We start from the raw sequence: 22,241 nt of genomic DNA on the forward strand, positions 1-22,241 counted from the left end.
TAAGACTAGGGGGCATGGCGACAGGTGGAGGCAGCAAGCAGGAAACCGTCAGCGTGGAGGGCCACCGGCTCCGCTTGACCAACCTGGACAAGGTTCTTTATCCGGAAACGGGGACCACCAAGGCAGACGTGATTTCCTACTACGCTGCCGTGGCGGACTACATGCTGCCGCACTCGCGCAACCGTGCGGCCACGCGCAAGAGGTGGGTGCATGGAGTGGGCACGCCTGAGCACCCCGGCCAGGTGTTTTTCCAGAAGAATCTCGAGGACTCCGCACCATCCTGGGTGAAGCGGTTCCCGATCGAACACAAGACCTCCACCAATATTTATCCGGTGGTGAATGACCTGGCCACGCTGACCTGGCTGGCTCAATCCGCCGCCCTGGAAATCCATGTGCCGCAGTGGCAGTTCGGGCCGCGCGGCAGGATCGGCAACGCTGACCGGATGGTCCTGGACCTCGACCCCGGCGACGGCGTGGGGCTGGCGGAGTGCGCCGAAGTGGCCCGCCTGGCCCGGTCCATTCTGCAGGACATGGGCCTGGACGCCCGGCCGGTGACCAGCGGCTCCAAAGGCATCCATCTCTACGCCGCGCTGGACGGCAGCCAAAGCTCCGACGACATCAACGCCGTGGCCCATGAGCTGGCCCGCGCCCTCGAAGCCGACCATCCGGACCTGGTGGTCAGCGACATGAAGAAAACTCTCCGCAAGGGCAAGGTGCTGGTGGACTGGAGCCAGAACAACGGCAACAAAACCACCATCTGCCCCTACTCCCTGCGGGGCCGGTTTACCCCAACGGTCGCGGCGCCGCGCACCTGGGCGGAACTCGAGGATCCGGACCTGGCGCAGCTGGATTACCAGGACGTGCTGGACCGGATCAAGGACGGCGACCCGCTGGCCGGCATGGAGAGCGGCGCCTTCGAGGAGGAGTCGCTGGAGGAGGCAACGGAGGAATCCGGTGCGGCATCCGAAGAGGTCCGGTCTGCGGGCGGCGCCGACCGGCTAACCAAATACCGGAGCATGCGGGACGCCGCGAAGACACCGGAACCGGTTCCCGAGGAGCCTTCCACTCCCTCTGAAGGCAACAGCTTCGTCATCCAGGAACACCATGCCCGCCGGCTGCACTGGGATTTCCGGCTGGAGCACGACGGCGTGCTGGTGTCCTGGGCGTTGCCGAAAGGGCCGCCGTCGACCTCCGGAAAGAACAACCTGGCCGTGCAGACCGAAGATCATCCGCTGGATTACGGGAAGTTTGAGGGACATATTCCCAAGGGGGAATATGGCGGCGGCGACGTGACCATCTGGGACCACGGCACGTATGAACGCGAAAAGTGGCGTGACGGCAAGGAAGTTATTGCGGTGCTGCACGGCCAGCCCGACGGCGGCCTGGCCCGCGACGGCGCCGCCGACCGCCGCTTCGCGCTGATCCACACCGGCTCGGGCGGCGACAAGGCCAACAACAACTGGCTGATCCACCTCATGAAGAACCAGCCGAAGCCGGGCGAAAAAGGCAATGAGCCGGAGGACAACCCCACCCCGGCCGCCGGGACCTCGCCCGCGAAAGCGGAGACAGCGGAGACACCGGAGACACCGGAGGGCAGTGTGGCCGCGGCGGCCCGGGCCCAGACGGCCACTGCCACAGCCGGAGCAAAAACCTCCCCGGTGGACACCACCGCCGCGGCCCGGGATGCGGACGCTGCGTCGGTGCCGACGGTTGAGCCGATGCTGGCAACACTCGGCACCCGGGCGGAAATCAACGACGACGACGAGTGGGCTTTCGAGATGAAGTGGGACGGCGTGCGCGCCGTCGTTACGGTCACTCCCGAGGGAACCCGGCTGCTCTCGCGCAACGGGAACGACATGACCGCCGCCTATCCGGAACTGCAGGACCTCAGCGCGCACCTCAACGGGGAGCGGGCCGTACTGGACGCCGAAATCGTCGCCATCAACAAGGCGGGCCGGCCGGACTTCGGGTTGCTGCAGCCCCGCATGCACCTGACCAAACCCAGGGAAATCACGGCTGCGGCCGAACGTACGCCGGTGCACCTGATGGTTTTCGACCTGCTGTGGCTGGACGGAAACTCCCTGGCAGACCTCAGCTATGTCCAGCGCCGGGAAATCCTGGAATCAGCGGTGGAAGCCACGCCGGACGGGCATGTCCAGGTGCCGCCGGTCCTGGACATGTCCATGGACGAGGCGGTGGCTTCCAGCAAGGAACTTGGGCTGGAAGGGGTGATGGCCAAACGCCGCACCAGCACCTATTCCCCGGGCCGGCGCTCCAAGAACTGGTTGAAGCTGAAGAACCAGCTCACGCAGGAAGTGGTCGTGGTGGGCTGGCGGCCGGGGCAGGGAAACCGGCAGAACAAGGTCGGCTCCCTCCTGGTCGCCATTCCAGAGGGTGTGGACCTGAAATACATCGGACGCGTGGGGTCCGGCCTGAGCGAGAAGGACCTCGCCCTGATCGGTCCGCGCCTGAAGAAAATGTCCCGCAAGACCGCGCCGCTGGACGATGTGCCGGCAGCGGATGCCTCCGACGCCCAGTGGGTACGCCCTGCACTGGTGGGCGAAGTAACCTTCTCCGAACGCACCGGCACCGGAAAACTGCGCCATCCCGTCTGGCGCGGCCTGCGCCCGGACAAGAAACCGTCCGACGTCGTGGTTGAGGGCGCCTAGCAACCAACAGCGACACCGGCTGGAAAGGATCCCGAGATGACTGACACCAGCGCCACCATGCACAACCGCATCCCCGGTACCGAGCCGCACCCCGACAGCGCCCTGGACGGGGTGGATGCCTGGTGGCGGGCAGCGAACTACCTTTCCGCCGGGCAGATCTACCTCCGGGACAATCCGCTGCTGCGCCGGCCACTGGAGAAAGCCGACGTCAAGGCGCGGCTGCTGGGCCACTGGGGCACCACTCCCGGCCTGAACTTCATTTACGCCCACCTGAACCGGCTGATCCGTGAGCAGAAACGGAACGTCCTGTTTATTACCGGCCCCGGGCACGGCGGTCCCGCCAATGTGGCGAATGCCTGGCTGGAGGGTACCTACTCGGAGATCTACAGCCATGTGGGCCGGGATGAAGAGGGGCTGCGCACCCTGTTCCGGCAGTTCTCCTACCCCGGCGGCATTCCCAGCCACGCGGCACCGGAAACGCCCGGCTCCATCCACGAGGGCGGGGAACTGGGCTACTCCCTGGCCCACGCGTACGGTGCGGTCTTCGATAACCCGGACCTGGTGGCGGCCACGGTGATTGGCGACGGCGAGGCCGAAACGGGTCCGCTGGCCGCCAGCTGGCATTCCAACAGCTTCCTTGACCCGGCGGTGGACGGGGCGGTGCTGCCAATCCTGCACCTGAACGGCTACAAGATCGCCAACCCCACCATCCTGTCCCGGATGCCCGAAGAACAGCTGCTGAAACTGCTCGAAGGCTACGGCTACCGGCCCTATGTAGTGACCGTGGAGGACCCCCATGCCGTCCGGCAGGCCCACGAGGACTTTGCCGCCGTACTGGAGACCTGCCTGGCGGAAATCACCGCCATCCAGGAGCCGTACCGCACCGGCGAAAAAACGGCGGTACCGCCGGATGTCCCCGGCGCCGGCGCAATGGAGCAGCACGCGCCGCGCTGGCCGATGATTGTGTTCCGGTCACCCAAGGGGTGGACCGGTCCCGCCGTCGTCGACGGACTGCAGGTCGAGGGCACCTGGCGGGCGCATCAGGTACCGCTGTCCGAAATCCACGACAACCCCGGCCATCTGGCCCAGCTGCAGGAGTGGCTGCAGTCCTACCGTCCCGGGGAACTGTTCGACGCCGAGGGCCGGCTCGTGGAAGGAATCGCCGCGCTGGCCCCGGAGGGAGACCTGCGGATGAGTGCGACGCCGTATGCCAACGGTGGGCGCCTGCTGCAGGACCTGCACCTGCCGGAGTACGCAGACCATGCGGTGAAAATCGATCATCCCGGCTCGGAACGGGTCAGCCCGATGTTCAACCTGGGCGGTTACCTGCGCGAAGTGATCCGGAAAAACCCGTCCAACTTCCGGATCTTCGGCCCGGATGAGACCGCTTCCAACCGGCTGCAGGCCGTGTACGACGTCACCGACAAGGCCTGGCAGCAGCGCATCGATGAACTGGACGAGCACCTGGCCCGCAGCGGCCGGGTGGCCGAGGTGCTCAGCGAACACCTCTGCGAGGGCTGGCTGGAGGGCTACCTGCTGACCGGCCGGCACGGCGTGTTCAACTGCTACGAAGCCTTCGTGCACATTGTGGACTCCATGTTCAACCAGCACGCCAAGTGGCTGAAGGTCAGCCGCGGGCTGAGCTGGCGCCAGCCGGTCGCTTCGCTGAACTACCTGCTTTCCAGCCACGTCTGGCAGCAGGACCACAACGGGTTCTCGCATCAGGACCCCGGTTTTATTGACCATGTGGTGAATAAAAAGGCCGACGTCATCCGGGTCTACCTGCCGCCGGACGCCAACACCCTGCTGGCCGTGGCCGGGAACATCCTGGACAGCCGGGACCGGGTCAACGTAGTGGTTTCCGGCAAGCAGCCGGCCCCGGTCTGGCTGGATCCGGAGCAGGCGCTGCTGCATGTGGAGCGCGGCATCGGCATCTGGGACTTCGCCGGCAGTGAAGGATCCGGTCCGGGCACCCGGCCCGATCCCGACGTCGTGATGGCCTGCGCCGGCGACGTGCCCACCCTGGAAACCGTCGCCGCCGCGGCGCTGCTGAAGGAACAGCTCCCGGACCTGAGAATCCGGGTGGTCAACGTGGTGGACCTGATGGGGCTGCAGGATCCGCGCGAGCACCCGAACGGGCTGTCCGACCGGGATTTCGACACCCTGTTTACGCAGGACCGCCCGGTGATTTTCGCGTATCACGGCTATCCCTGGCTGATCCACCGCCTGACCTACCGGCGCACCAACCACGACAACCTGCACGTGCGCGGCTACAAGGAGGAAGGCACCACCACGACGCCGTTCGACATGGCCATGCTGAACCAGATCGACCGGTTCCAATTGGCCATCGATGTGCTGGACCGGGTAGCGTCGTTGGGATCGACGCAGGCGTCCTTCCGGCAGCATCTGCAGGACGAACGGGCACGTGCCCGGCAGTACACCCGCGACGAAGGGCAGGATCCGCCGTACATCACCGGCTGGAACCTGCAGGAAGCAGAGCAGGACACGCCCGGCTAGGTTTTGCGGCCAGCCAGGCGCGGTACGCATACGCTTCGGCGCCACCCGTGGGGGAATGGGCGCCGTGGAAAAAGTACGATCCATCCATCGAAGGAGAGTTCATTGACCACTGATCAGACGAGCCTTGTAGTTTCCCGGGTCATCGACGCCTCGGCAGCCGACATCTTCAACCTGTTGTCCAACCCCGAGCGCCACCACGAGCTGGACGGCTCCGGCATGGTGGTCTCGGACGAGAAGACCGACCGCATTACGGCTTCCGGCCAGGTCTTCAAAATGAACATGCACAACGAAAAAATGGGCGACTACCAGACGGAAAACCACGTCACGGGGTACGACCACAACAAGCTGCTGGCCTGGCAGACCGCCCCGGCCGGCACCGAGCCCAAGGGCTGGCAGTGGGTCTGGGAACTGCAGGCCGAGGGCGCCGACTCCACCGAGGTCACCCTGACCTACGACTGGTCCCACGTCACCGATAAGGAAACCCTGAAGAAGGTTTCCTTCCCGATGGTGTCCAAGGATGACCTCGAGGATTCGCTGAACAAGCTCGCCGCAGCGGTTTCGGGCGTTTAAGGGCTTTTTAGAACGTACGACGGCGGCCGGTGCCTTCCTTCGGGGAGGCGCCGGCCGCCGTCGTTGTAGGGTGGCGCAATGCGTGAAGGAACACTGATCCGTGAAGCCACTCCGCTGGATGTCCCTGCCTTGGCGCGCCTGCGGGCGGTGTGGGCGGCCGAGGCGGGCGGGGACAGCCCGGTTGATGCGGGCTTCGTCAAGGAGTTCAGCCTCTGGTTGGCAGCCAACCCGCGCACGTTCTTCGTCGCCGAAGCGGAGGCAGGCGGGCCCCTGATCGGCATGCTGAACCTGTCGATCTTCGAGCGCATGCCGAAGCCGGGCAAACCGGCATCACTTTGGACCTATGTGGCCAACGCCTACGTGCTGCCCCCGCACCGCAATACGGGTGTGGGGAGCGCGCTGCTGACGGCGGCACTTGAGTATTCGCGGGGGATCGGGGCAGTGCGGGTGGTCACCTCGCCCTCGCCGGCGTCGAAGAACTTCTACGTGCGGAATGGTTTTGAGCCCGCCGAGGAACTGGCCGTCTACCGGTTCTGACCATCGCAGGACCGGAAAACAACGACGGCGGCCGGCACCTTCCGTAGGGAAGGCACCGGCCGCCGTCGTGCGCCTGGATAACCGGGCGGATCAGCGGGGATTAGACCGCGGACCAGCCGCCGTCGGAGGGCAGGATGGCGCCGTTGATGTTTACGCCGTCGTCGCTGAGCAGGAACGTGATGGAGGCCGCGAGGTCCTCCGCCGAGGCCAGGCCGGGAATGTTCACGCGGGCCGGGGACAGGCGGGCCTCGCCGTACTCGCTGGTCTTGCCGCCCATCGGAATACCGGTCGCGACGCCGCCCGGAGCTACGGCGTTTACACGTATGCCTTCCTTGGCATACATGAACGCGGTGCTGCGGGTGATGCCTACGACAGCGTGCTTGGAGGCGGTGTAAGCCACGCCCGAAGCGGAGCCACGCAGGCCGGCTTCGGAGGTGATGTTCACGATCGAACCCTTACGTGCTTCGAGCATGGTCGGCAGCACCGCGCGGGTCAGGCGCATCACGCCCTCCACGTTGACGGCGAAGATCTTCTGCCACATGGCATCGGAGACCTCATGCAGCGGGGAGAAGTCGTCATTGATGCCGGCCACGTTGGCCAGGCCGTCAATCTTGGAGCCGGAAGCGGCCATGATGCGGTCGATGGCAGCGGCGTCGGTCAGGTCGCCTGCAACCGGAACAATGGCCTCGCCCAGTTCTTCGGCGAGTTCCTTGATGCGGCCCTCGGCGATGTCGACGGCAATCACGCGGCCGCCTTCGCGGGCAATGCGGCCGGCGGTGGCGCGGCCGATGCCGGAACCGGCGCCGGTGACGATCACGGTGCGGCCTGCGAAGCGGCCCTCAACGGTCGGGAGGACGGTTTCGGCGATCTCGGGCATCACGCCGCCGTTTGCCTGCTTCACGAGTTCATCCACGGCAGCCTGCGGGAACTTGCCCTGGCTGAGGTCAACGAGCTGCTGCAGCTTCATGGTCAGGGCGGGGCCGAGCGTGTTCTCGTCGCTTCCAGCCTGCGCGAGGAAACCGCGGATGGCGGGGCCGCCGGCGGGGTGGTCGAGCCACTGCTGGACGGTGTTCTGGGCGGTGATGGGCGAATTGGCCACGAACCGGTCCTTTCGATCGGAGCAGCGGCCGTAATCTGCGGCCGCCGGTACCGGCAGCTCGCCACGATGGTTACACGTGTAAGTTGCCTGTATCGTCAGACTACCGGAGAAATCTCCAATGGATAAGGGCTGACGCCGTCGTGTTTGGACGGGCTGCCACCGGCAAAGGCGAAAGAGGGACGTCAATGAACCGCAGGGTCACGTCCACCGACGTCGCGCAGGCGGCAGGGGTCTCCCGTGCCACCGTCAGCTACGTGCTGAATGGACGTACCGGGCAGGGCATCTCGGCGGCCACGCGGGACCGGGTGCTGGCCGCCGCGCGGGACCTGGGCTACGCGCCGTCGACCGCTGCCCGCACCCTGCGCCGCGGCCGCAGCGACCTGGTCCTGATGCTGCTGCCGCCCGAACCGCTGGGTCGGGCGCTGGCGATTCTGATTGACGCCGCTTCCGAGGAAGTCGAACGGCAGGGGCTGCGGCTGGTGGCGCACCGGCTGCCCCGGCAGGGCGGAGCCGTTTCGCTGGTGCATTCGCTGGCCCCGGCGGCTCTGATCCTCGTCACTCCGCTCCCGGAGCCGGAACTGGCCGCCCTTGCGGACGCCGGTATCCGGGTTGCGTCCCTGCACCAGGCCCAGGATGATCCCCTGGCGCCGGACCTCGGCATCGGTGCGCGGCAGGTACAGCACCTGGCCGACGCCGGCCATCAGCGGATCGGCGTGGCGGTGCCGCCGGAGTCCGGTTACGCCTGGCGGGTGGACGTCCGGCTGGCCGCCATCGCGGACGCGTGCGCGCGGCTTCGGCTTCCTCCCCCGGTGGTCGCTCGGCTGGGCCTGGACGCAGGGGAGGCCGCCGACGTCGTCGCCCGTTGGCTCGATGGGCCGGAGCCGGTGACCGCGGCCTGCGCGTTCGACGACGAACACGCCTTCGCGCTGCTGGCCGGCCTGGCGGCAAACGGCCGGACGGCACCACGGGACCTCGCGGTGATTGGGGCCGAAGACATTCCGCTGGCGTCGCTGGCAGTGCCGCCGCTGACCACCGTGTCGGTGGATGCCCGCTCCCTGGGGCAGCGGTTTGCGCGGATGGCGGTGGCATCGGTGGATGCGGCGCAGGACCTGCCGGAGAACGGGGCGGGGGCCAGTGGGGAGCCGGACCCGGCCCTGCCGCCCGTCCGCCTGGTGCGGCGGGCTTCGGCCTGACCCGGAAGGCCCGCGTCAGCCGTGCGGCCAGTCGGCGACGGCCTGCGCCACGGCCTTCTGTTTGGCCGGGGAGATCCGTTCCACCAGATCGATGACCGGTTCCGGGGTGGCCCGCGAGGTGCGGGGGAGCCGCCAGGTACCCACCACCACGCCGTCGTCCAGGATTGCCGGGCGGAAGACTCCGTTGCCACCCGGGACAATTGCCGCCAGCATGGCCGGGCCGGCGACCAATGAACGGTCCGCATAACCAAGGATCCATTCGTCGAATGCCGGCACCAGGGTTACACCGGACGGACCCGGGATCTCCGGATCGCCGATGATCCACGCCGGCGTGCCGTCGACTTCCACCTGGACCAGGTCCTCGACCCCGGCTGCAGCCTTACGCACCACGGTTTTGGGCAGCTTGGTCCACCACGCCACATCCGCCTCGGTCACCGGACCGCGCGCCAGCACAAAGCCGCGCAACACAGCTGAGAGTTCGGCGCCGGCAGGGGCGCCGGAATCGCCCGGCGCGCCGGCTGCCGTGAGGGTGAGGAGTTGTTCGGTGCCGGTCTCGGAAAACCGCCCCCAGTGTGCCAGGCCTTCCACCGACAAGTGCATCAGCAGGTGGTATCCCCGGCCGTCAGCCGTCTCGATGCCCGCTTCTGACCACAGTTCCAGCACCTCAGCCCGCCGCAGGGGACGCTTCCCCAGGGCCTCCAGGAGGATTTCCCGGCCCTTTGAAAGCACCACCTCGTCGAGGCCGAGCTCGGCCCGGCGCCGGGCAGCCATGTTGCGGGTCCGCTCCGCGGTGAAGGACAACAGCGTCGCCAGGTGTTCCGGGGTGGTGGCAAAGAGGGTGCCGCGCATCGGCCAGCTGCGCACCAGCTCACCGCGGTCGAACGCGTCCCGGACGTCCTGGACCGTGGTGCCGGGGCGCGAGCGGATGGCAATGGCCCGGAGCACGGCGGGCAGGTCCTGGCCCTGCAGTGCGACAGCACGGCGCACGACGTCCGCTGGAGCAAGGTACGAACCGCCCAGCAGCTGCGATTGTCCGCGCATCCGCCGTGCGGACTGGGCTGAAAGTGTCACGGGGCAAAGCTATGCGCGCGGGGCGGTGCCGGGCAAGGCTTCCCGTCCAGTCATCCGGCAGCGGCTGGAGCGCTAGGAGTTTCCCAGTTCCGCTTCCCGCGCCCGGTAAAGCTGCATCAGCCGGTAGCGGCGGCCCAGTGACTCCCGGCGGGGTTTGGCCGGCGCGTCCTCCGGCTCGGCCGTCAGATCGATGTGCTTCTTGCCGAAACGCCAGAGCAGCAGGTCATCGAGCAGACGGTCCGGCCCGGGGGAGTACCGGTGGTCCAGGGCCGCGCGGACCTTGGTGATGGCGTCGGCCTGCAGCAGCCCGGCCAGGTCCATGGTGGTCTTCATGCCGTGCGCAGAGAGCATTTCCGCGGCCCAGCCCCAGTCATCGCCGGACTTGCGGTTCACGTGCGGCAGCAGGGTCATCCAAATGTCCCGGATCCGGTTGGGGGTCAACGGGGCGCTGCCCTGGCCTTCCTCGTCCCAGAATCCGGTGACGGTCTCGTAGCGTTCGTGCAGCTCGGCGAAGGCCGTTTCGACCGTCTCCAGCATGGCGGCGGTGGCGGTGAACTGGCGGTCAAAGTACGGGCTCCAGGCGCGGGGATCGCCGGCCTTGAAGCGGATATCGTGCTCGATCTCGGACCAGGCGTGGGCCAGCACGGTACGGATCTGCACTTCGAACAGGTAGCTGCCGTTGGGCCGGTCCGGGTCCAGTAGTTTGTGGAATTCCCGCACGGTGTCATTCTGGATGGTCCGCAGGATCAGGTGCCGGCTGGAATAGCCGTAGGTGCCGGACTCAATGGAGCCAATGTCCTTCTCGCGGTCGCCGCGGCAGTCAAACTCCGCGCGCTGGCGCTTGATCAGGTTGGCGGCTTCATCCACTTCGTGCGGCAGCGTCATGATGATGCGCAGGCCCACCAGATCGGTCAGGTTGCGCAGCGGATCCGGGAACAGCAGGGAGGGCAGCTCCCCGGGGTGTTCCGGCGGCAGCATCCGGGAGGCCTTATCCCGGAAGGACTCCACGGTCTTGGTGCGTGAGGCGACAAACAGCGGTTTCACCGGACTGTCGTCAAAGACAGCGCGGAGATTGGCTTCCATCTCTGCGGTGACCGCCTCCAACCCCGGACGGACCCGGGCGTATTCATCGGTGCTGGCCTGGACCACGGGCCGCAGCCGCTCATCCAGTGTGTCCCACGCGCTCAAAAGCTGTTTCCTTTCCCCTGCCTGCCGACAGCTTATGGCAGGGCAATTCCCCAAGGTGCCGATAGGCTCCTTCCCAGATTAAGCCCCAGCGAGGAGATGAATGGCCATGGCGGCATCCGCAGTGCGCATTCCCTATGGTCCGCACCCGGACCAGTACGCCGAACTCACCCTTCCGGAGGGCGGTGCCGCGCCACTTGCACTGGTGGTCATCATTCACGGCGGTTATTGGCGTTCGGCCTACGATGCGGAGCTTGGCCGGCCGCTGGCCGTGGACCTGGCGGCCCGCGGGTTTGCTGCCTGGAACCTGGAATACCGCCGGGCCGGGAACGGCGGCGGCTGGCCCCGGACCTTCGAGGACGTCTGCGCCGGAATCGACGCCCTCGCGCCGGCTGCACGGGAGTACGACGTCGATCTCTCCCCGGTCGTCCTGCTGGGCCACTCCGCCGGGGGTCACCTGGCCGTGCTCGCTGCGGGGCGGACCGGATCGCCCGTCACACTGGCCGGCGTCGTGAGCTCCTCCGGGGTCCTGAACCTGGGCGAGGCCCACGAACTGGGACTCAGTGACGGCGCGGTACGGAATTTCCTGGGCTGTCCGCCGGAATCGAATCCACAGCGCTACCGGGATGCCGACCCGATGCACTCCCTGCCGCTGCCGGTTCCGGTCTGGGCGCTGCACGGTGAAGAGGACACCACAGTGCCGCTGAGCTCCTCCAGCAGCTGGGTGGATGCCGCCCGGGCCAGCGGATCACCTGCACAGCTGCGGATGATCCCCGGCGACCACTTCGCCATGATCACCCCCGGCACCAAGGCGTGGGACGCCGTCGTCCAGGTGGTCTGTGAGGCCGCCGGAATCCCTGTCCTTTAAGGAAACCGAAAGACGGCTCTGTTAGGTTGGCAGTGTGCTTACAGTTATTGGGGAAGCCCTTGTTGATGAAGTAGTCAGCGATACCGCTCCGCGGCGTTTTCACCCCGGCGGCAGCCCGCTGAATGTCGCTGTGGGCGTGGCCAGGCTGGGCAGGCCGGTGCAGTTTGTGGGCCGCTTCGGATCGGATACCTACGGGGCGATGATCGCCGAGCATCTCCGCGCAAATTCCGTCCTGACCGCCTTCGAGGCCGATGAGCTTCCCACCAGCGTGGCCACGGCCGTGCTGGATCCGGCAGGCGGCGCCCGCTACACCTTTGACCTTGACTGGACGCTGCCCGGCCTGGATCTGCCCTCCCTGCTGGACGGCACCACCATGCTGCACACCGGGTCCATTGCGGCCATGCTCTCGCCCGGCTCGAGCCACGTGCTGCGAGCCGTGGAAGAGGCCCGGCCCGGCTGCACCATCACGTACGATCCGAACTGCCGGCCGACCATCATCACCGATGCCTCCTACGCCCGGGAACAGGCGGAGAAATTCGTCGCCCTGGCCGACGTCGTCAAGGCCTCCGATGAAGACCTGCGCTGGCTCTATCCGGACCAGTCCGCCGAGGAATCGGCCCGGCAGTGGCTGGCGGCAGGACCCTCCCTGGTAGTGGTTACCCGGGGGTCGAAGGGACCGTGGGCGGTGGCCGCGGCCGGTGAATACGAGGTAGCGGCACCCACGGTCAGTGTGGTGGACACCGTGGGCGCGGGGGATTCCTTTATGTCCGCGCTGCTGGTGGGCCTGATGGACCGGGAGCTCGACGGCGGTGCCCGGCGCAGCGACCTTGCACGGATCAGCTCCGGCGACGTCCATGACCTGCTCTCCTTCGCCGCCCGGGCCGCAGCTGTCACCGTCTCACGCGCGGGGGCCAACCCTCCCTACCGCAGTGAAGTTCCCTGAGCCGGCCGTCCCGGCTCCGCCCTTCCCAAGTTCCGCCGCTCTCCGCAGCGGCGGCCCCCTGCTCAGTAACCATCCCGAAAGGAAAACAGTGGAAAGCCGTGACCCGTACGAGGCACTCCCGCAGGTGCCCGCATTCACCGTCGACAGCGAGGAATTCAGCGACGGAGGTACCTTCGCACCGGCCCAGTACAGCGCCAAAATGGGTGTGCCTGACGGCAAGGATGCCTCCCCCGAGCTGACCTGGTCCGGGTTCCCGGAGCAGACCCGCAGCTTTGCCGTCACGATGTATGACCCCGACGCGCCGACCGCCAGCGGCTACTGGCACTGGGCTGCCTTCAACATTCCGGCCTCGGTCACCGGCCTGCCCTCCGATGCGGCCAACACCGGAGGGATGCCGGCCGGGACCGTCCAGCTGGCCAACGACGCCGGTTTTGCGGGTTTTGTGGGCGCTGCTCCGCCGGCAGGACACGGCCGGCACCGCTACTTCGTGGTGCTCCATGCGGTGGATACGGAGGAACTGGATGTCCCGGCGGATGCCAGCCCGGCAGCCCTGGGCTTCGCGCTCTTCACCCACACCCTGGCGCGTGCCAGGATGGTCTGCACCGCCGAAATCCCCGCCGAGTAGCGTTCCTGCAGCCGGCGGGAGCGGGTGGCCCGGCACAGTTGGACGCTCCCGCCGCCGCCGCAAGTAAGCTGGATGGCATGCAGGAACAGCGGGGGCCGGTACGGCTGGTAGCAAGTGACATGGACGGCACCATCGTTGGTGCGGACAACAGCATCAGCGACCGCACCGTGAAGGCTTTCCGGGCCTGCATCGAGGCGGGAATCGACGTCGTTTTCGTCACCGGACGCCCGCCCCGCTGGCTGGACCCGCTGCGCGACCGGATTGGCCACGAGGGCACGGTCATCTGCTCCAACGGCGCCATCACCTACGACCTGGCGGCGGATCAGGTCCTGTCCACCAGCCTGCTGCCGCTTGACCAGATGTTTGCAGCCGCCCGGATCATCCGGGACCTGTTCCCACGGGCGCATTTTGCGGCGGAGACGGTGGAGGGCATCCACCTGGAGGAAGGTTTCGCGGAGGCTGGTTCCGCTTCGCTCCTGGGCGGGATAGTGCCCGGCCCGCTGGAGGAATCCCTCGAAGGCCAGCCGGGCGTTGCCAAGTTCCTCGCCCGGGCGCAGGACATCTCTCCGGATGAGTTCCTCCGCCGGGTGGCACCTGTCGTCGCGGACCTGGTGGAGACCACACACTCCGCACCGCGGATGCCGCTGCTGGAGATGTCCCGGCCCGGACTCAACAAAGCCGTGACCCTGGCCGGCTACGCCGCCCGGAAGGGGATCAACGCGGCGGACACGGTTGCCTTCGGCGACATGCCCAACGACATCGAGATGCTGGACTGGGCCGGACGTGGTTACGCCATGGCTTCGGGGCACCCTGCCGCACGCAGGGCCGCTGGTTACACCGCGCCGGGTTTTATGGAAGACGGCGTCGCGGTGATCCTGGAGCAGCTGCTCGATGTTCGGGAAGCCTCCTCAGAAGCTGGTGTGCGGTAATCACCACGGCCAGCCAGGCCGCGCCGAGCGTCCAGGCCACCAGCACATCCGTCAGCCAGTGGTGGCCCAGATAGACCCGGCTCAGGCCCACGGCAAAGGTAAAGGCTGCTGCCATCAGGACAGCCGCTGCCTTTGCCCAGCGCTTATGCACGTGCAGGACCACCAGGTAGGCGAGGATTCCCGCGATAACAATCGAGTTCAGGGTGTGCCCGCTCGGGAATGAGGCGGAGGACTCGTAAGGCGGAACGGCATCGGCCAGGTCCGGCCGTGTTCGCCCGATCAGGGCCTTGCCGGAAACCGTCATCGACAGGGAGCCGGCAGCCGCAGCTGCAGTGAGGATCAGCGGCGTCCAGGAACGCCAGCGCAGGCACATCACGAGCACTATGACCCCGGCAATGATCGGCATGCCGAGGGTGCCGGCCAGATTCGTGAAACCGGTGACGGCCGAATCCAGCCCCGGATTGCGCAGTTCCAGGACCAGCTCAAGTGCCGGCCGGTCCAGCCCGGCAATGCCGTCCTCGTCTGTCACTGAATCGTAGACTTCGGCAGACACCAGGGTCAGGGCCAGCGCCGGAAGCAGGCCGACGGCGAGAATGAGCAGCAGCGTCACATGCGGGGAAGTCGCGCGGGTGACCGTGCGCAGCAGGCGCCGCAGCGGATTATCGCCGGGGATGGGACGCTGCACGGGGTCGAGGCTCATGGATCAAGTATGCCAAGCCGGGTGCACAGCCAGTCCAGGTTGTTCTCCAGCCCGGCCCGCCACACCTGCCAGGAGTGGCCGCCCGGCAGTTCCTGCAGCTGGACATCCACGCCTGCCGCCCGGGCCGCTTCGTACACCTGCCGGCCTTCCGGTGCGTAGACCTTGTCCTCCCGGCCAACGACGACGATCCCGGCAAGGTCGGGAAATGACATCCGGCCGAACCGGTCCACGGCGTTCTGTTCTGCAAACGCATGCTCGTCACCGCCGAAGTAGGTGTCCAGCAGCGCCTGATGCCCGTCCACGTCAGTAGGTTCGTTTTCGCCGGCAATGTCCAGGAACGTTGGGTAGGTCTCCGGATGGTTCGCGGCCAGCTGCACGGCACAGGTGCCTCCGAAGGAATAGCCGGCGATGGCCCATTGATCCGGTGCCGCGGTTCCGGCACCGAGTTGCTCCTGCACCCAGGCCGGAAGATCCCGGGCCAGATAGGCCGCCGAGTCGCTGACGGACGTGTCCATGCATAACGGCCAGTCCGGATTGGCTGCGTTGCTGAGATCGGGCATCACAACAACCGGCGCCAGGCCGGAGTTCCGGGCGGCAAAGTCATCCATCATTTCCGCTATCCGGCCACTGACCAGCCAATCGTTCGGGGATCCCGGCTGGCCGTGGACCAGGACCAGCACAGGCAGTGTAACGGCGCCTGGTGCGGCCAGATAGGCCGGCGGCAAATAGACCAGCGCTGGGTTGGAGGCATATCCGGAAGCCGTTGCCGGAATCTCGGTGCGGTACACCCTGCCTTCTCCCGGCAGGTCCGGCGGCGGGGTCCAGCTCTGCTCGGAGGCGGCCGGACCCGTGGCGGCCGGGCGGGGAAACGGATCATCAGTGGCTGTCGGCGGAGCCAGGAGGGACCGCACCGTGGGGTACTGCGCGTACGCCAGGTTGACAGTGCAGGCCAGTGCGGCGAGCAGGGCCAGAGCTGCCAGGACGCCGGCGGCACGCCGAATGGCCCGGGCTCCCGGAGCTGCCACCAGCCGGAAGGCCAGCTGGAAGCCCAGGATGGCCAGCGCACTGTAGAGGTAAAGTGTCCGCGGCAGGGAAGCATTCCACCAGTGGAATATAACTTCGGCGAGCACGTACAGCAGTGCCGTGCATCCCGCCGCGACCACGGAACAGACCAGGACCGTGTGCAGACCCAGCTTCCTTCCAGCCAGCGCCAGCCACAGAAGCGCCGCCACCCCCAGGGCCAGGAGTACGGCCGGGAGCATCCCGTCGATCAGGGACAGCGACATCACGGCTGCCGCCACCCGTCGGCCGCGCCGGGCGGCGGGTTGCCCGGCTCAGTCATCCGGTGCGGTCCACAATCCGGCGGGCGAGGGTCAGCCCTTGTGCCAGGGACAGACCGGGGACATAGGCCCGGGCCAGCACGTTGGCGATGGCGGGGAGGGCGGCGGGGTCCGGATAGGTCATAAACAACGGCACGTAGTCCGGGTTGAACTTGGCTTTGAAGGCCAGCAGGGACCGGAACCCATAGACCGGCTCCAGGGTTTCCCCGAGACGGTCCAGCAGCCGGTCCATGACCGGTGCCTCCCCGGCGTCGTCGTCCTGGTCCTTAGCCCTCGCCAGCGGCGCACCGGACAGGCTGAGGAAGCTGTATCCCTCCTCCTGCAGGGAAAGCGCCGCCGACGCGATAAGGAAATCCATCCCCAGCCGGAAGCCGCTGCCCCGCCGGCGCATGAAATCCAGGGTCCAGCCCGCCACCGCTCCATCCCGGTAGACAGGCAGCCAGGATGTCACTGCATGAACCGTGCCGTCTTCATCGATGGCCAGCAGGCAGCGCACCTCCGGATCATCGACTTCCTCCAGGCCGCCCAGGGTGAAGCCCATTTCCGGCATGTTCTTATCCGCCACCCACTCCTCCGAAATGGCGTAGAGCTGGTCCTTCACGGCCAGTGGTGCGGTGGGATAGCTGATCCACCGCGCGCGGATCCCCTGCTTGCGGGCCTGATTCATGGCGGTGCGGAGGTCCTGGAACTTCTTGCCCTTGAAGGCCAGGGAGCCCAGCGGCAGCACGGTTTCCTCGGCGACCTGCAGCGAGGAAAAATCCAGCGCGCAGCTATAGTCCCGAACCTGTGCTCCCACGGAGTAAAAGCAGGCGGTGGTGCCGTTTGCCGAGCAGAACGCGGCGAAGGCCTCCACGGTGCTGCGCAGCTCCTCCCGAGGTCCCACCGGCTCTCCCACGGTCAGGGCAGCGCCGAGATCCATCCGGTAGGCAACGTAGGAACCTCCGCCGGGGGCAAACCAGTAGCTGTTGCCCGGCCACAGGGTCATCCACGCCATGGTGCTGCCACCGGTGGAGGTGAGCAAGGCCCGGGCACGGTCCCTGTCCGCGGTGGCGGGACTGTACGGCGGAACCAGGAAGGAACGCAGCAGCAGGACGCAGGTAAAGGTCCAGAAAAGCACTCCCACGCCTTCGTACAGCAGGACGGCAGGAAAGCTTTCCGGCACCAGCCCCGGACTCCGGGTGCTCACCTCCAGGACCGGAAGAAAACGCCCGGGCAGGTCCGCAGCCAGCAGGCCCGGCGTCGCGGCAGGGGAAAAACCGATTTGGCCCAGCAGGCCCCCGCCGAGGTACAGCGCCGCGAGCAGGAGGGCGGCCACTGCGGCTGCACCCGCGAGCCGGCGGTAGGTGCCGGAGGGAGCACGGACAGGAAAGAGTCTGCGGGTGAAGGCGAGCAGTACCAACACGGACAGGGGCACGACCATGGGCAGCACCAGGGCGATGGAACTGCCGGTGCCGGCGGCCAAGACGGCGGTTCCCTCACCGGCCAGCAGCCGGACGATCCGGATTCCGGCCAACACGGTCATGGCACCCTGCAGCAACAGGGCTGCCCACCAGGCGAACCGCCGCCCGCGCCGCAGTCCGTCGGAGAAGACTGCCAGCAGGATAAGGGGCAGGGTGGCAAGGAAGAACGCGGCAGGCCCGGCGCGCAGCTGGATGCCGGCCGCGACACACCGGGCGGAATCCTCGGAACCGCCGCAGAGCTGCTCGAATTCGGCCGGAGTCCGCACTTCCACGTCAGTAAACAGGTACCGCAGTATCGACAGCGGTCCCACAGGTTCGCTGCTCAGGGCACTGATGACGGGTCCGACGGCGGCGGCCAGCACGGTCAGTGCCACCAGCACCCGCGCCTCCCGGCGGCTGGTGACCAGCCGGTGTGGAACGGCCGGCCGGCGTCCCGCCAGCCAGGGTCCGGCGAAGGCCCCTGCCACTGCCGCCCCGAGGACGGTCAGGTCCGTGAAGCTTCCACTGTAGAGAGCCAGCAGAATGAGCAGCGTGAACAGCGAAACCCGCAGGCGGCGGCGCCACAGGGTTCCCAGCCAGGCGCTTGCCGCCGCAACCACCGCCGCGAGGAAGGCCACCGGTCCGCTGAAGGATTCGGAGACGAGGGCACGGGACCAGGTCCCAATGGATGCATTGGTCAGATAGGTGAACCCGATGGTCAGCAACAGTCCGGCGATTTGTCCGCCCAGCCCGGCGAGCAGGAACCGGCCGGTGCCCAGCAGCCGTTCCGCGGGAAATCCTGCGAGTACTGCCAGGAGCGTGCCGCCGATATATCCGGCCGGCCCGCCGGCCCAAAGGCAGCACAGGACCAGGGCCGCCGGATTCCCGGGCAGGGTCTGCGCCGAAACGGTGGTCCAGTCCAGCAGAGTTCCCTCCGGCCCGCTGCCGAGCGAGGAAGTGAGTGCCCCCAGAATCCAGAAGCAGGCAATGAAGACCAGCGTGGCGGGCGACCGGCGGGCGCTTCCCCGCAGCCGCTGCAGCGGCCAGCGGATCAATGTTCCCAAGCGCGGCTGGGAGGGAGGTCTGACAGGCACGGTACTGGGCCTCCCCGGGCTGGTCCGGATGGTGGGGCTGCTGCCGGTTTGCGGTCCTGCAAGTCTAGGCCGGTGTGCCCGGACAGGAAGCGTCCCCCGGGCAGTCCGGGCCTTGGTAAGGTACGAAGGTGTTGGCAACCTATTCATACTTCCGTGCTCCCCGGGACCAGGCGACAGCGAATCCGGAACCCTCGCCGGCACCCATCGCGCTGGCCCACCGCGGCTTTTCCCCGGACGGTTTCGAGAACACGCTCGCGGCGTTCCGTGCCGCTGCGGAGCTGGGGATCAGCTATCTGGAAACGGATGTGCGCACCAGCCGTGACGGCGTCCTCATGGCTTTCCACGACGAAACCATTGACCGGATTTCCGGCTCCACAGTGGGCAGGATCAGCCAGCTGAGCCGGGAAGAACTCAACGGCGTACTGGTCGGCGGGGCGGAACGGATCCCGACCTTTGAGGAACTCCTGACCGAATGGCCGCAGATGCGGTTGAACGTTGACGTCAAGGACGCGGCCGGATCAGCGCTGCTGGCCGCACTGATCGAAAAACACTCCGCGCATGACCGGGTGCTCGTGGCGTCCTTTTCCGATCTCCGCCGGCTCCGCACCCTGCGCCGCCTGAACCGGACCGCCGCAAGCTCCGCCGGCAGTGCCCTTACCGCCGCGCTGCGCCTGCTCGCACCGCTTGGCGTGGCCGGATTCCTGGCCCGGATGGGCCGGTTCCAATGCGTCCAGGTTCCGCTCCGCTTCGGCCCCATCCGCGTGGTGACACCGGGCTTTATCCGCAGCTGCCACCGCGCCGGAATCCAGGTGCATGTCTGGACCGTGAACGACGCCCCGACCATGAACATGCTGCTGGACCTTGGCGTGGACGGGATCGTCTCGGACCGTTCGGACATCCTGATCGACGTCCTCAAGAACCGCGGGCAGTGGCGGTAGCAACTACCTAGTCCGCCCTGTCAGTCCCGGCTGGCAGGATGGAGGCATGCGCGTAGTCATTGCCCCGGACAAATTCAAAGGTTCCCTCAGTGCGGCGGAGGCCGCCGCAGCCATGGGAGAAGGCGTGCTGGCTGTCTACCCGGACGCCGACGTCACCGCGGTTCCCGTGGCGGACGGAGGCGAGGGCACCCTGGACGCCGCACTGGCCGCCGGTGCCCAGTCCCGCACCGCCCGTGTCACGGGACCGCTGGGCCGGGAGGTCACGGCAGTCTGGGCCCTCACCGAAGACACTGCCCTGATTGAAACCGCCCGGGCCAGCGGCCTGGCCCTGCTGGATCCCACGCCCGAAGCCGCCCTGGCGGCCACCAGCTACGGCAGCGGCCAGCTGATTCTCGAAGCCCTGGACGCCGGAGCGCGCACCATCATCCTGGGTATCGGTGGTTCGGCCATGACCGACGGCGGTTCCGGCGCGATGGCTGCACTTGGAATCCGGATCCTCGACGACACGGGGATCCCGGTACCTCCCGGGGGAGCGGGCCTGCTGCGCGCGGCATCCCTGGATGCTTCCGGCCTGGATCCGCGGCTGGCCGAGGTGGACCTGAAAATTGCTGCCGACGTGACGAATCCGCTCTTGGGCCCGGTTGGCACGGCAGCGGTGTTCAGTGCGCAGAAGGGTGCCGATGCCGAGGCGCAGGCGGTCCTCGAAGAGGCGCTGGGCAACTGGGCCCGGCTGCTGCAGTCCGCCACCGGCGTCGACGTCGATATCCCCGGTGCCGGCGCGGCAGGCGGTTTCCCCGCCGGGTTCCTGGCGTTTACCAAGGCATCGCTGAATCCCGGCTTTGAACTGCTCAGCAGCTTCACCGGACTGGACGCAGCGCTCCGCCGCTGCGACCTTGTGCTTACCGGGGAAGGATCACTGGACGCGCAGTCCCGCTACGGCAAGGCGCCCCTGGCCGTGGCTGCCCGCGCCCGGGATGCGGGGATCCCCGTGGTTGCCGTCGCGGGCAGGATCACCCTCACCCCCGACGAGCTGCAGGAATACGGCATCGTGGCGGCCGTGAGCCTGCTGGACGTGGTGCAGCGGCCGCAGGACGCCATGGACCAGGCCGCCAAGTACGTTGCCTGGGCCACCCGCCAGGTCCTGGAAGGGGCCTGACTAGCCGAGCCTGCTGGGCTTGGCCCCGGCATCCTCCTGCGGCTCGTCCGGATCGGTTCCCCGCCAGCGGGCGATCGCCTGCATGCCGTGGTAGGCGATCAGGGTGGCGCCGGTGCCCAGCGCAATGCCGCCGAATTCCAGCCCGCCCACAATCCAGGTGAAGTTCGCGATGGCAATGATCAGGCCCAACCCCGCGGTGGAGAGGTTGATCGGGTTCGAGAAGTTCACGCGGTTGTCCACCCAGATACGCACGCCCAGGATGCCGATCATGCCGTAGAGGACGACGCCGGCGCCGCCCAGCACGCCGCCGGGAACCGTGGCGATCATCGCGCCGAATTTCGGGAACAGGCTGAGCAGGATGGCGACAATGCCGGCCACCCAGTACGCAGCCGTGGAGTACACCCGGGAGGCGGCCATGACGCCGATGTTTTCCGCATAGGTGGTGGTGGCGGAACCGCCGCCGGATCCAGCCAGCATGGTGGCCAGGCCATCGGCCATCAGTGCCCGGCCGGCATACGGGTCCAGGTCGCGGCGGGTCATCGCTGCCACGGACTTCACATGCCCGATGTTCTCCGCCACCAGCACCAGGACCACCGGAACGAAAAGGCCGATCACCGAGAAATGGAAGGTGGGGGTCATGAATTCGGGCAGCCCGATCCAGGCCGCGTCGCCGATGGCCTGGAAGTCCACCTCGCCCTGGAGCATGGCGGTGATGTAGCCCGCCACTACGCCCACCAGGATCGACAAGCGGCCCAGGAACCCCTTGAACAGGACGGTGGTCAACAGGATCACCACTACGGTGACGGTGGCGGTGAGCGGTCCCTGCTCAAAGTTATCCCGCGCCGACCCGGCAAGGTTGAGCCCGATCAGGGCCACGATGGTGCCGGTGACCACCGGCGGCATCAGGACCTGGATCCACCGGGTACCGGCAACCTGTGCCGCAAGGCCCACCAGGAACAGGACAAAGCCAGCCATGATGATGCCGCCCAGCGCCCCACCGGGACCATGCGCATTGGTGGCTGCACCAATCGGAGCAATGAACGCAAAGCTGGAGCCCAGATAGCTGGGAACCCTGCCCGCCGTGATGATGAGGAACAGGATGGTGCCGATACCCGAGAACAGCAGGGTAGTGGCCGGCGGAAAACCGGTCAGCAGCGGCACGAGGAACGTCGCGCCGAACATGGCCACCACGTGCTGGGAACCGATGCCAATGGTCCGCGGCCAGCTCAACCGCTCCTCCGGAGCAACGTAGGTACCCGGCTGGATGGTTTTACCGTCTCCGTGAAGGGTCCAGTCCGTGCCGAATCTGCTCATGGTGGTGCCTTCCGGGGAGGGGTGTTTAGGCAAGATTGTAACCATCCACGATTG

The 22,241-nt window shown here is 67.3% G+C and carries 18 protein-coding genes; 11 read left to right on the plus strand and 7 right to left on the minus strand.

Annotated elements, in window-relative coordinates:
• The first annotated feature begins 14 nt into the window (after positions 1 to 14).
• The 4 genes from QNO10_RS00235 to QNO10_RS00250 all read left to right on the plus strand — a co-directional run bounded on the left by QNO10_RS00235 (position 15) and on the right by QNO10_RS00250 (position 6,293).
• Positions 15 to 2,669 carry an ATP-dependent DNA ligase gene (locus QNO10_RS00235; RefSeq protein ID WP_229945781.1) on the plus strand — a complete coding sequence of 885 codons (2,655 nt, stop codon included), beginning with the start codon at positions 15 to 17 and terminating at the stop codon, positions 2,667 to 2,669.
• Positions 2,670 to 2,705: 36 nt separating this feature from the next.
• Positions 2,706 to 5,186, plus strand: a complete 2,481-nt coding sequence (locus QNO10_RS00240) for a phosphoketolase family protein (protein WP_442860209.1) — start codon at positions 2,706 to 2,708, stop codon at positions 5,184 to 5,186.
• Between the two features lie 102 nt (positions 5,187 to 5,288).
• Positions 5,289 to 5,756: an SRPBCC family protein gene (locus QNO10_RS00245; RefSeq protein WP_229945779.1), complete on the plus strand. Its 468-nt coding sequence runs from the start codon at positions 5,289 to 5,291 to the stop codon at positions 5,754 to 5,756.
• Between the two features lie 78 nt (positions 5,757 to 5,834).
• Positions 5,835 to 6,293 (plus strand): GNAT family N-acetyltransferase, encoded by a 459-nt coding sequence (locus tag QNO10_RS00250; protein ID WP_229945778.1) that lies wholly within the window; start codon positions 5,835 to 5,837, stop codon positions 6,291 to 6,293.
• Between the two features lie 100 nt (positions 6,294 to 6,393).
• Here QNO10_RS00250 and QNO10_RS00255 read toward each other — a convergent pair whose 3' ends face one another.
• Complete coding sequence (locus QNO10_RS00255) at positions 6,394 to 7,392, minus strand: SDR family NAD(P)-dependent oxidoreductase (protein WP_229945776.1); 999 nt, start codon at positions 7,390 to 7,392, stop codon at positions 6,394 to 6,396.
• Positions 7,393 to 7,577: 185 nt separating this feature from the next.
• Here QNO10_RS00255 and QNO10_RS00260 point away from each other — a divergent pair, with 185 nt between their 5' ends.
• A complete protein-coding gene (locus tag QNO10_RS00260; RefSeq protein ID WP_229945773.1) occupies positions 7,578 to 8,585 on the plus strand; it encodes a LacI family DNA-binding transcriptional regulator in 1,008 nt (335 codons plus the stop codon).
• A gap of 15 nt (positions 8,586 to 8,600) precedes the next feature.
• Here the strand turns inward: QNO10_RS00260 and QNO10_RS00265 are convergent, their stop codons facing one another.
• Together QNO10_RS00265 and QNO10_RS00270 are read right to left on the minus strand one after the other, a co-directional pair.
• Positions 8,601 to 9,656 carry a winged helix DNA-binding domain-containing protein gene (locus tag QNO10_RS00265; RefSeq protein WP_229945771.1) on the minus strand — a complete coding sequence of 352 codons (1,056 nt, stop codon included), beginning with the start codon at positions 9,654 to 9,656 and terminating at the stop codon, positions 8,601 to 8,603.
• Between the two features lie 72 nt (positions 9,657 to 9,728).
• Positions 9,729 to 10,844: a GTP pyrophosphokinase gene (locus QNO10_RS00270; RefSeq protein WP_229945769.1), complete on the minus strand. Its 1,116-nt coding sequence runs from the start codon at positions 10,842 to 10,844 to the stop codon at positions 9,729 to 9,731.
• A gap of 106 nt (positions 10,845 to 10,950) precedes the next feature.
• Here QNO10_RS00270 and QNO10_RS00275 point away from each other — a divergent pair, with 106 nt between their 5' ends.
• The 4 genes from QNO10_RS00275 (at position 10,951) to QNO10_RS00290 (ending at position 14,206) form a co-directional block, all read left to right on the plus strand.
• Positions 10,951 to 11,709: an alpha/beta hydrolase family protein gene (locus tag QNO10_RS00275; protein ID WP_229945766.1), complete on the plus strand. Its 759-nt coding sequence runs from the start codon at positions 10,951 to 10,953 to the stop codon at positions 11,707 to 11,709.
• A gap of 34 nt (positions 11,710 to 11,743) precedes the next feature.
• Complete coding sequence (locus tag QNO10_RS00280; RefSeq protein ID WP_229945765.1) at positions 11,744 to 12,652, plus strand: carbohydrate kinase family protein; 909 nt, start codon at positions 11,744 to 11,746, stop codon at positions 12,650 to 12,652.
• An 88-nt stretch (positions 12,653 to 12,740) separates the two neighbouring features.
• Positions 12,741 to 13,277 (plus strand): YbhB/YbcL family Raf kinase inhibitor-like protein, encoded by a 537-nt coding sequence (locus tag QNO10_RS00285; RefSeq protein ID WP_229945763.1) that lies wholly within the window; start codon positions 12,741 to 12,743, stop codon positions 13,275 to 13,277.
• Positions 13,278 to 13,354: 77 nt separating this feature from the next.
• Positions 13,355 to 14,206, plus strand: coding sequence for an HAD family hydrolase (locus tag QNO10_RS00290; protein WP_229945761.1), 852 nt, complete (start codon positions 13,355 to 13,357; stop codon positions 14,204 to 14,206).
• Here QNO10_RS00290 and QNO10_RS00295 read toward each other — a convergent pair.
• Genes QNO10_RS00295 through QNO10_RS00305 form a run of 3 tightly spaced genes read right to left on the minus strand, consistent with a single transcriptional unit; the run spans position 14,127 to position 18,779 of the window.
• A complete protein-coding gene (locus QNO10_RS00295) occupies positions 14,127 to 14,906 on the minus strand; it encodes a phosphatase PAP2 family protein (protein WP_229945759.1) in 780 nt (259 codons plus the stop codon). The two genes, QNO10_RS00290 and QNO10_RS00295, sit on opposite strands and share 80 nt — an antisense overlap.
• Entirely contained in the window at positions 14,903 to 16,192 is a 1,290-nt protein-coding gene (locus QNO10_RS00300) for an alpha/beta hydrolase (protein ID WP_229946622.1), read from the minus strand. The genes QNO10_RS00295 and QNO10_RS00300 overlap by 4 nt, the downstream gene beginning before the upstream one ends.
• 52 nt (positions 16,193 to 16,244) lie before the next feature.
• Positions 16,245 to 18,779, minus strand: coding sequence for a bifunctional lysylphosphatidylglycerol flippase/synthetase MprF (locus QNO10_RS00305; protein ID WP_229945757.1), 2,535 nt, complete (start codon positions 18,777 to 18,779; stop codon positions 16,245 to 16,247).
• Positions 18,780 to 18,910: 131 nt separating this feature from the next.
• On the opposite strand from QNO10_RS00305, the gene QNO10_RS00310 reads away from it, so the two are divergent.
• Positions 18,911 to 19,717 carry a glycerophosphodiester phosphodiesterase family protein gene (locus tag QNO10_RS00310; RefSeq protein ID WP_229945756.1) on the plus strand — a complete coding sequence of 269 codons (807 nt, stop codon included), beginning with the start codon at positions 18,911 to 18,913 and terminating at the stop codon, positions 19,715 to 19,717.
• Positions 19,718 to 19,763: 46 nt separating this feature from the next.
• A complete protein-coding gene (locus QNO10_RS00315; protein WP_229945754.1) occupies positions 19,764 to 20,873 on the plus strand; it encodes a glycerate kinase in 1,110 nt (369 codons plus the stop codon).
• On the opposite strand, the gene QNO10_RS00320 is transcribed toward QNO10_RS00315, so the two are convergent.
• On the minus strand, positions 20,874 to 22,187 hold the full coding sequence (locus QNO10_RS00320) for a uracil-xanthine permease family protein (protein WP_229945751.1): 1,314 nt from the start codon (positions 22,185 to 22,187) through the stop codon (positions 20,874 to 20,876).
• Between the last annotated feature and the right edge of the window lie 54 nt (positions 22,188 to 22,241).

The organism is Arthrobacter sp. zg-Y919, from assembly GCF_030142045.1.
Classification (GTDB): domain Bacteria; phylum Actinomycetota; class Actinomycetes; order Actinomycetales; family Micrococcaceae; genus Arthrobacter_B.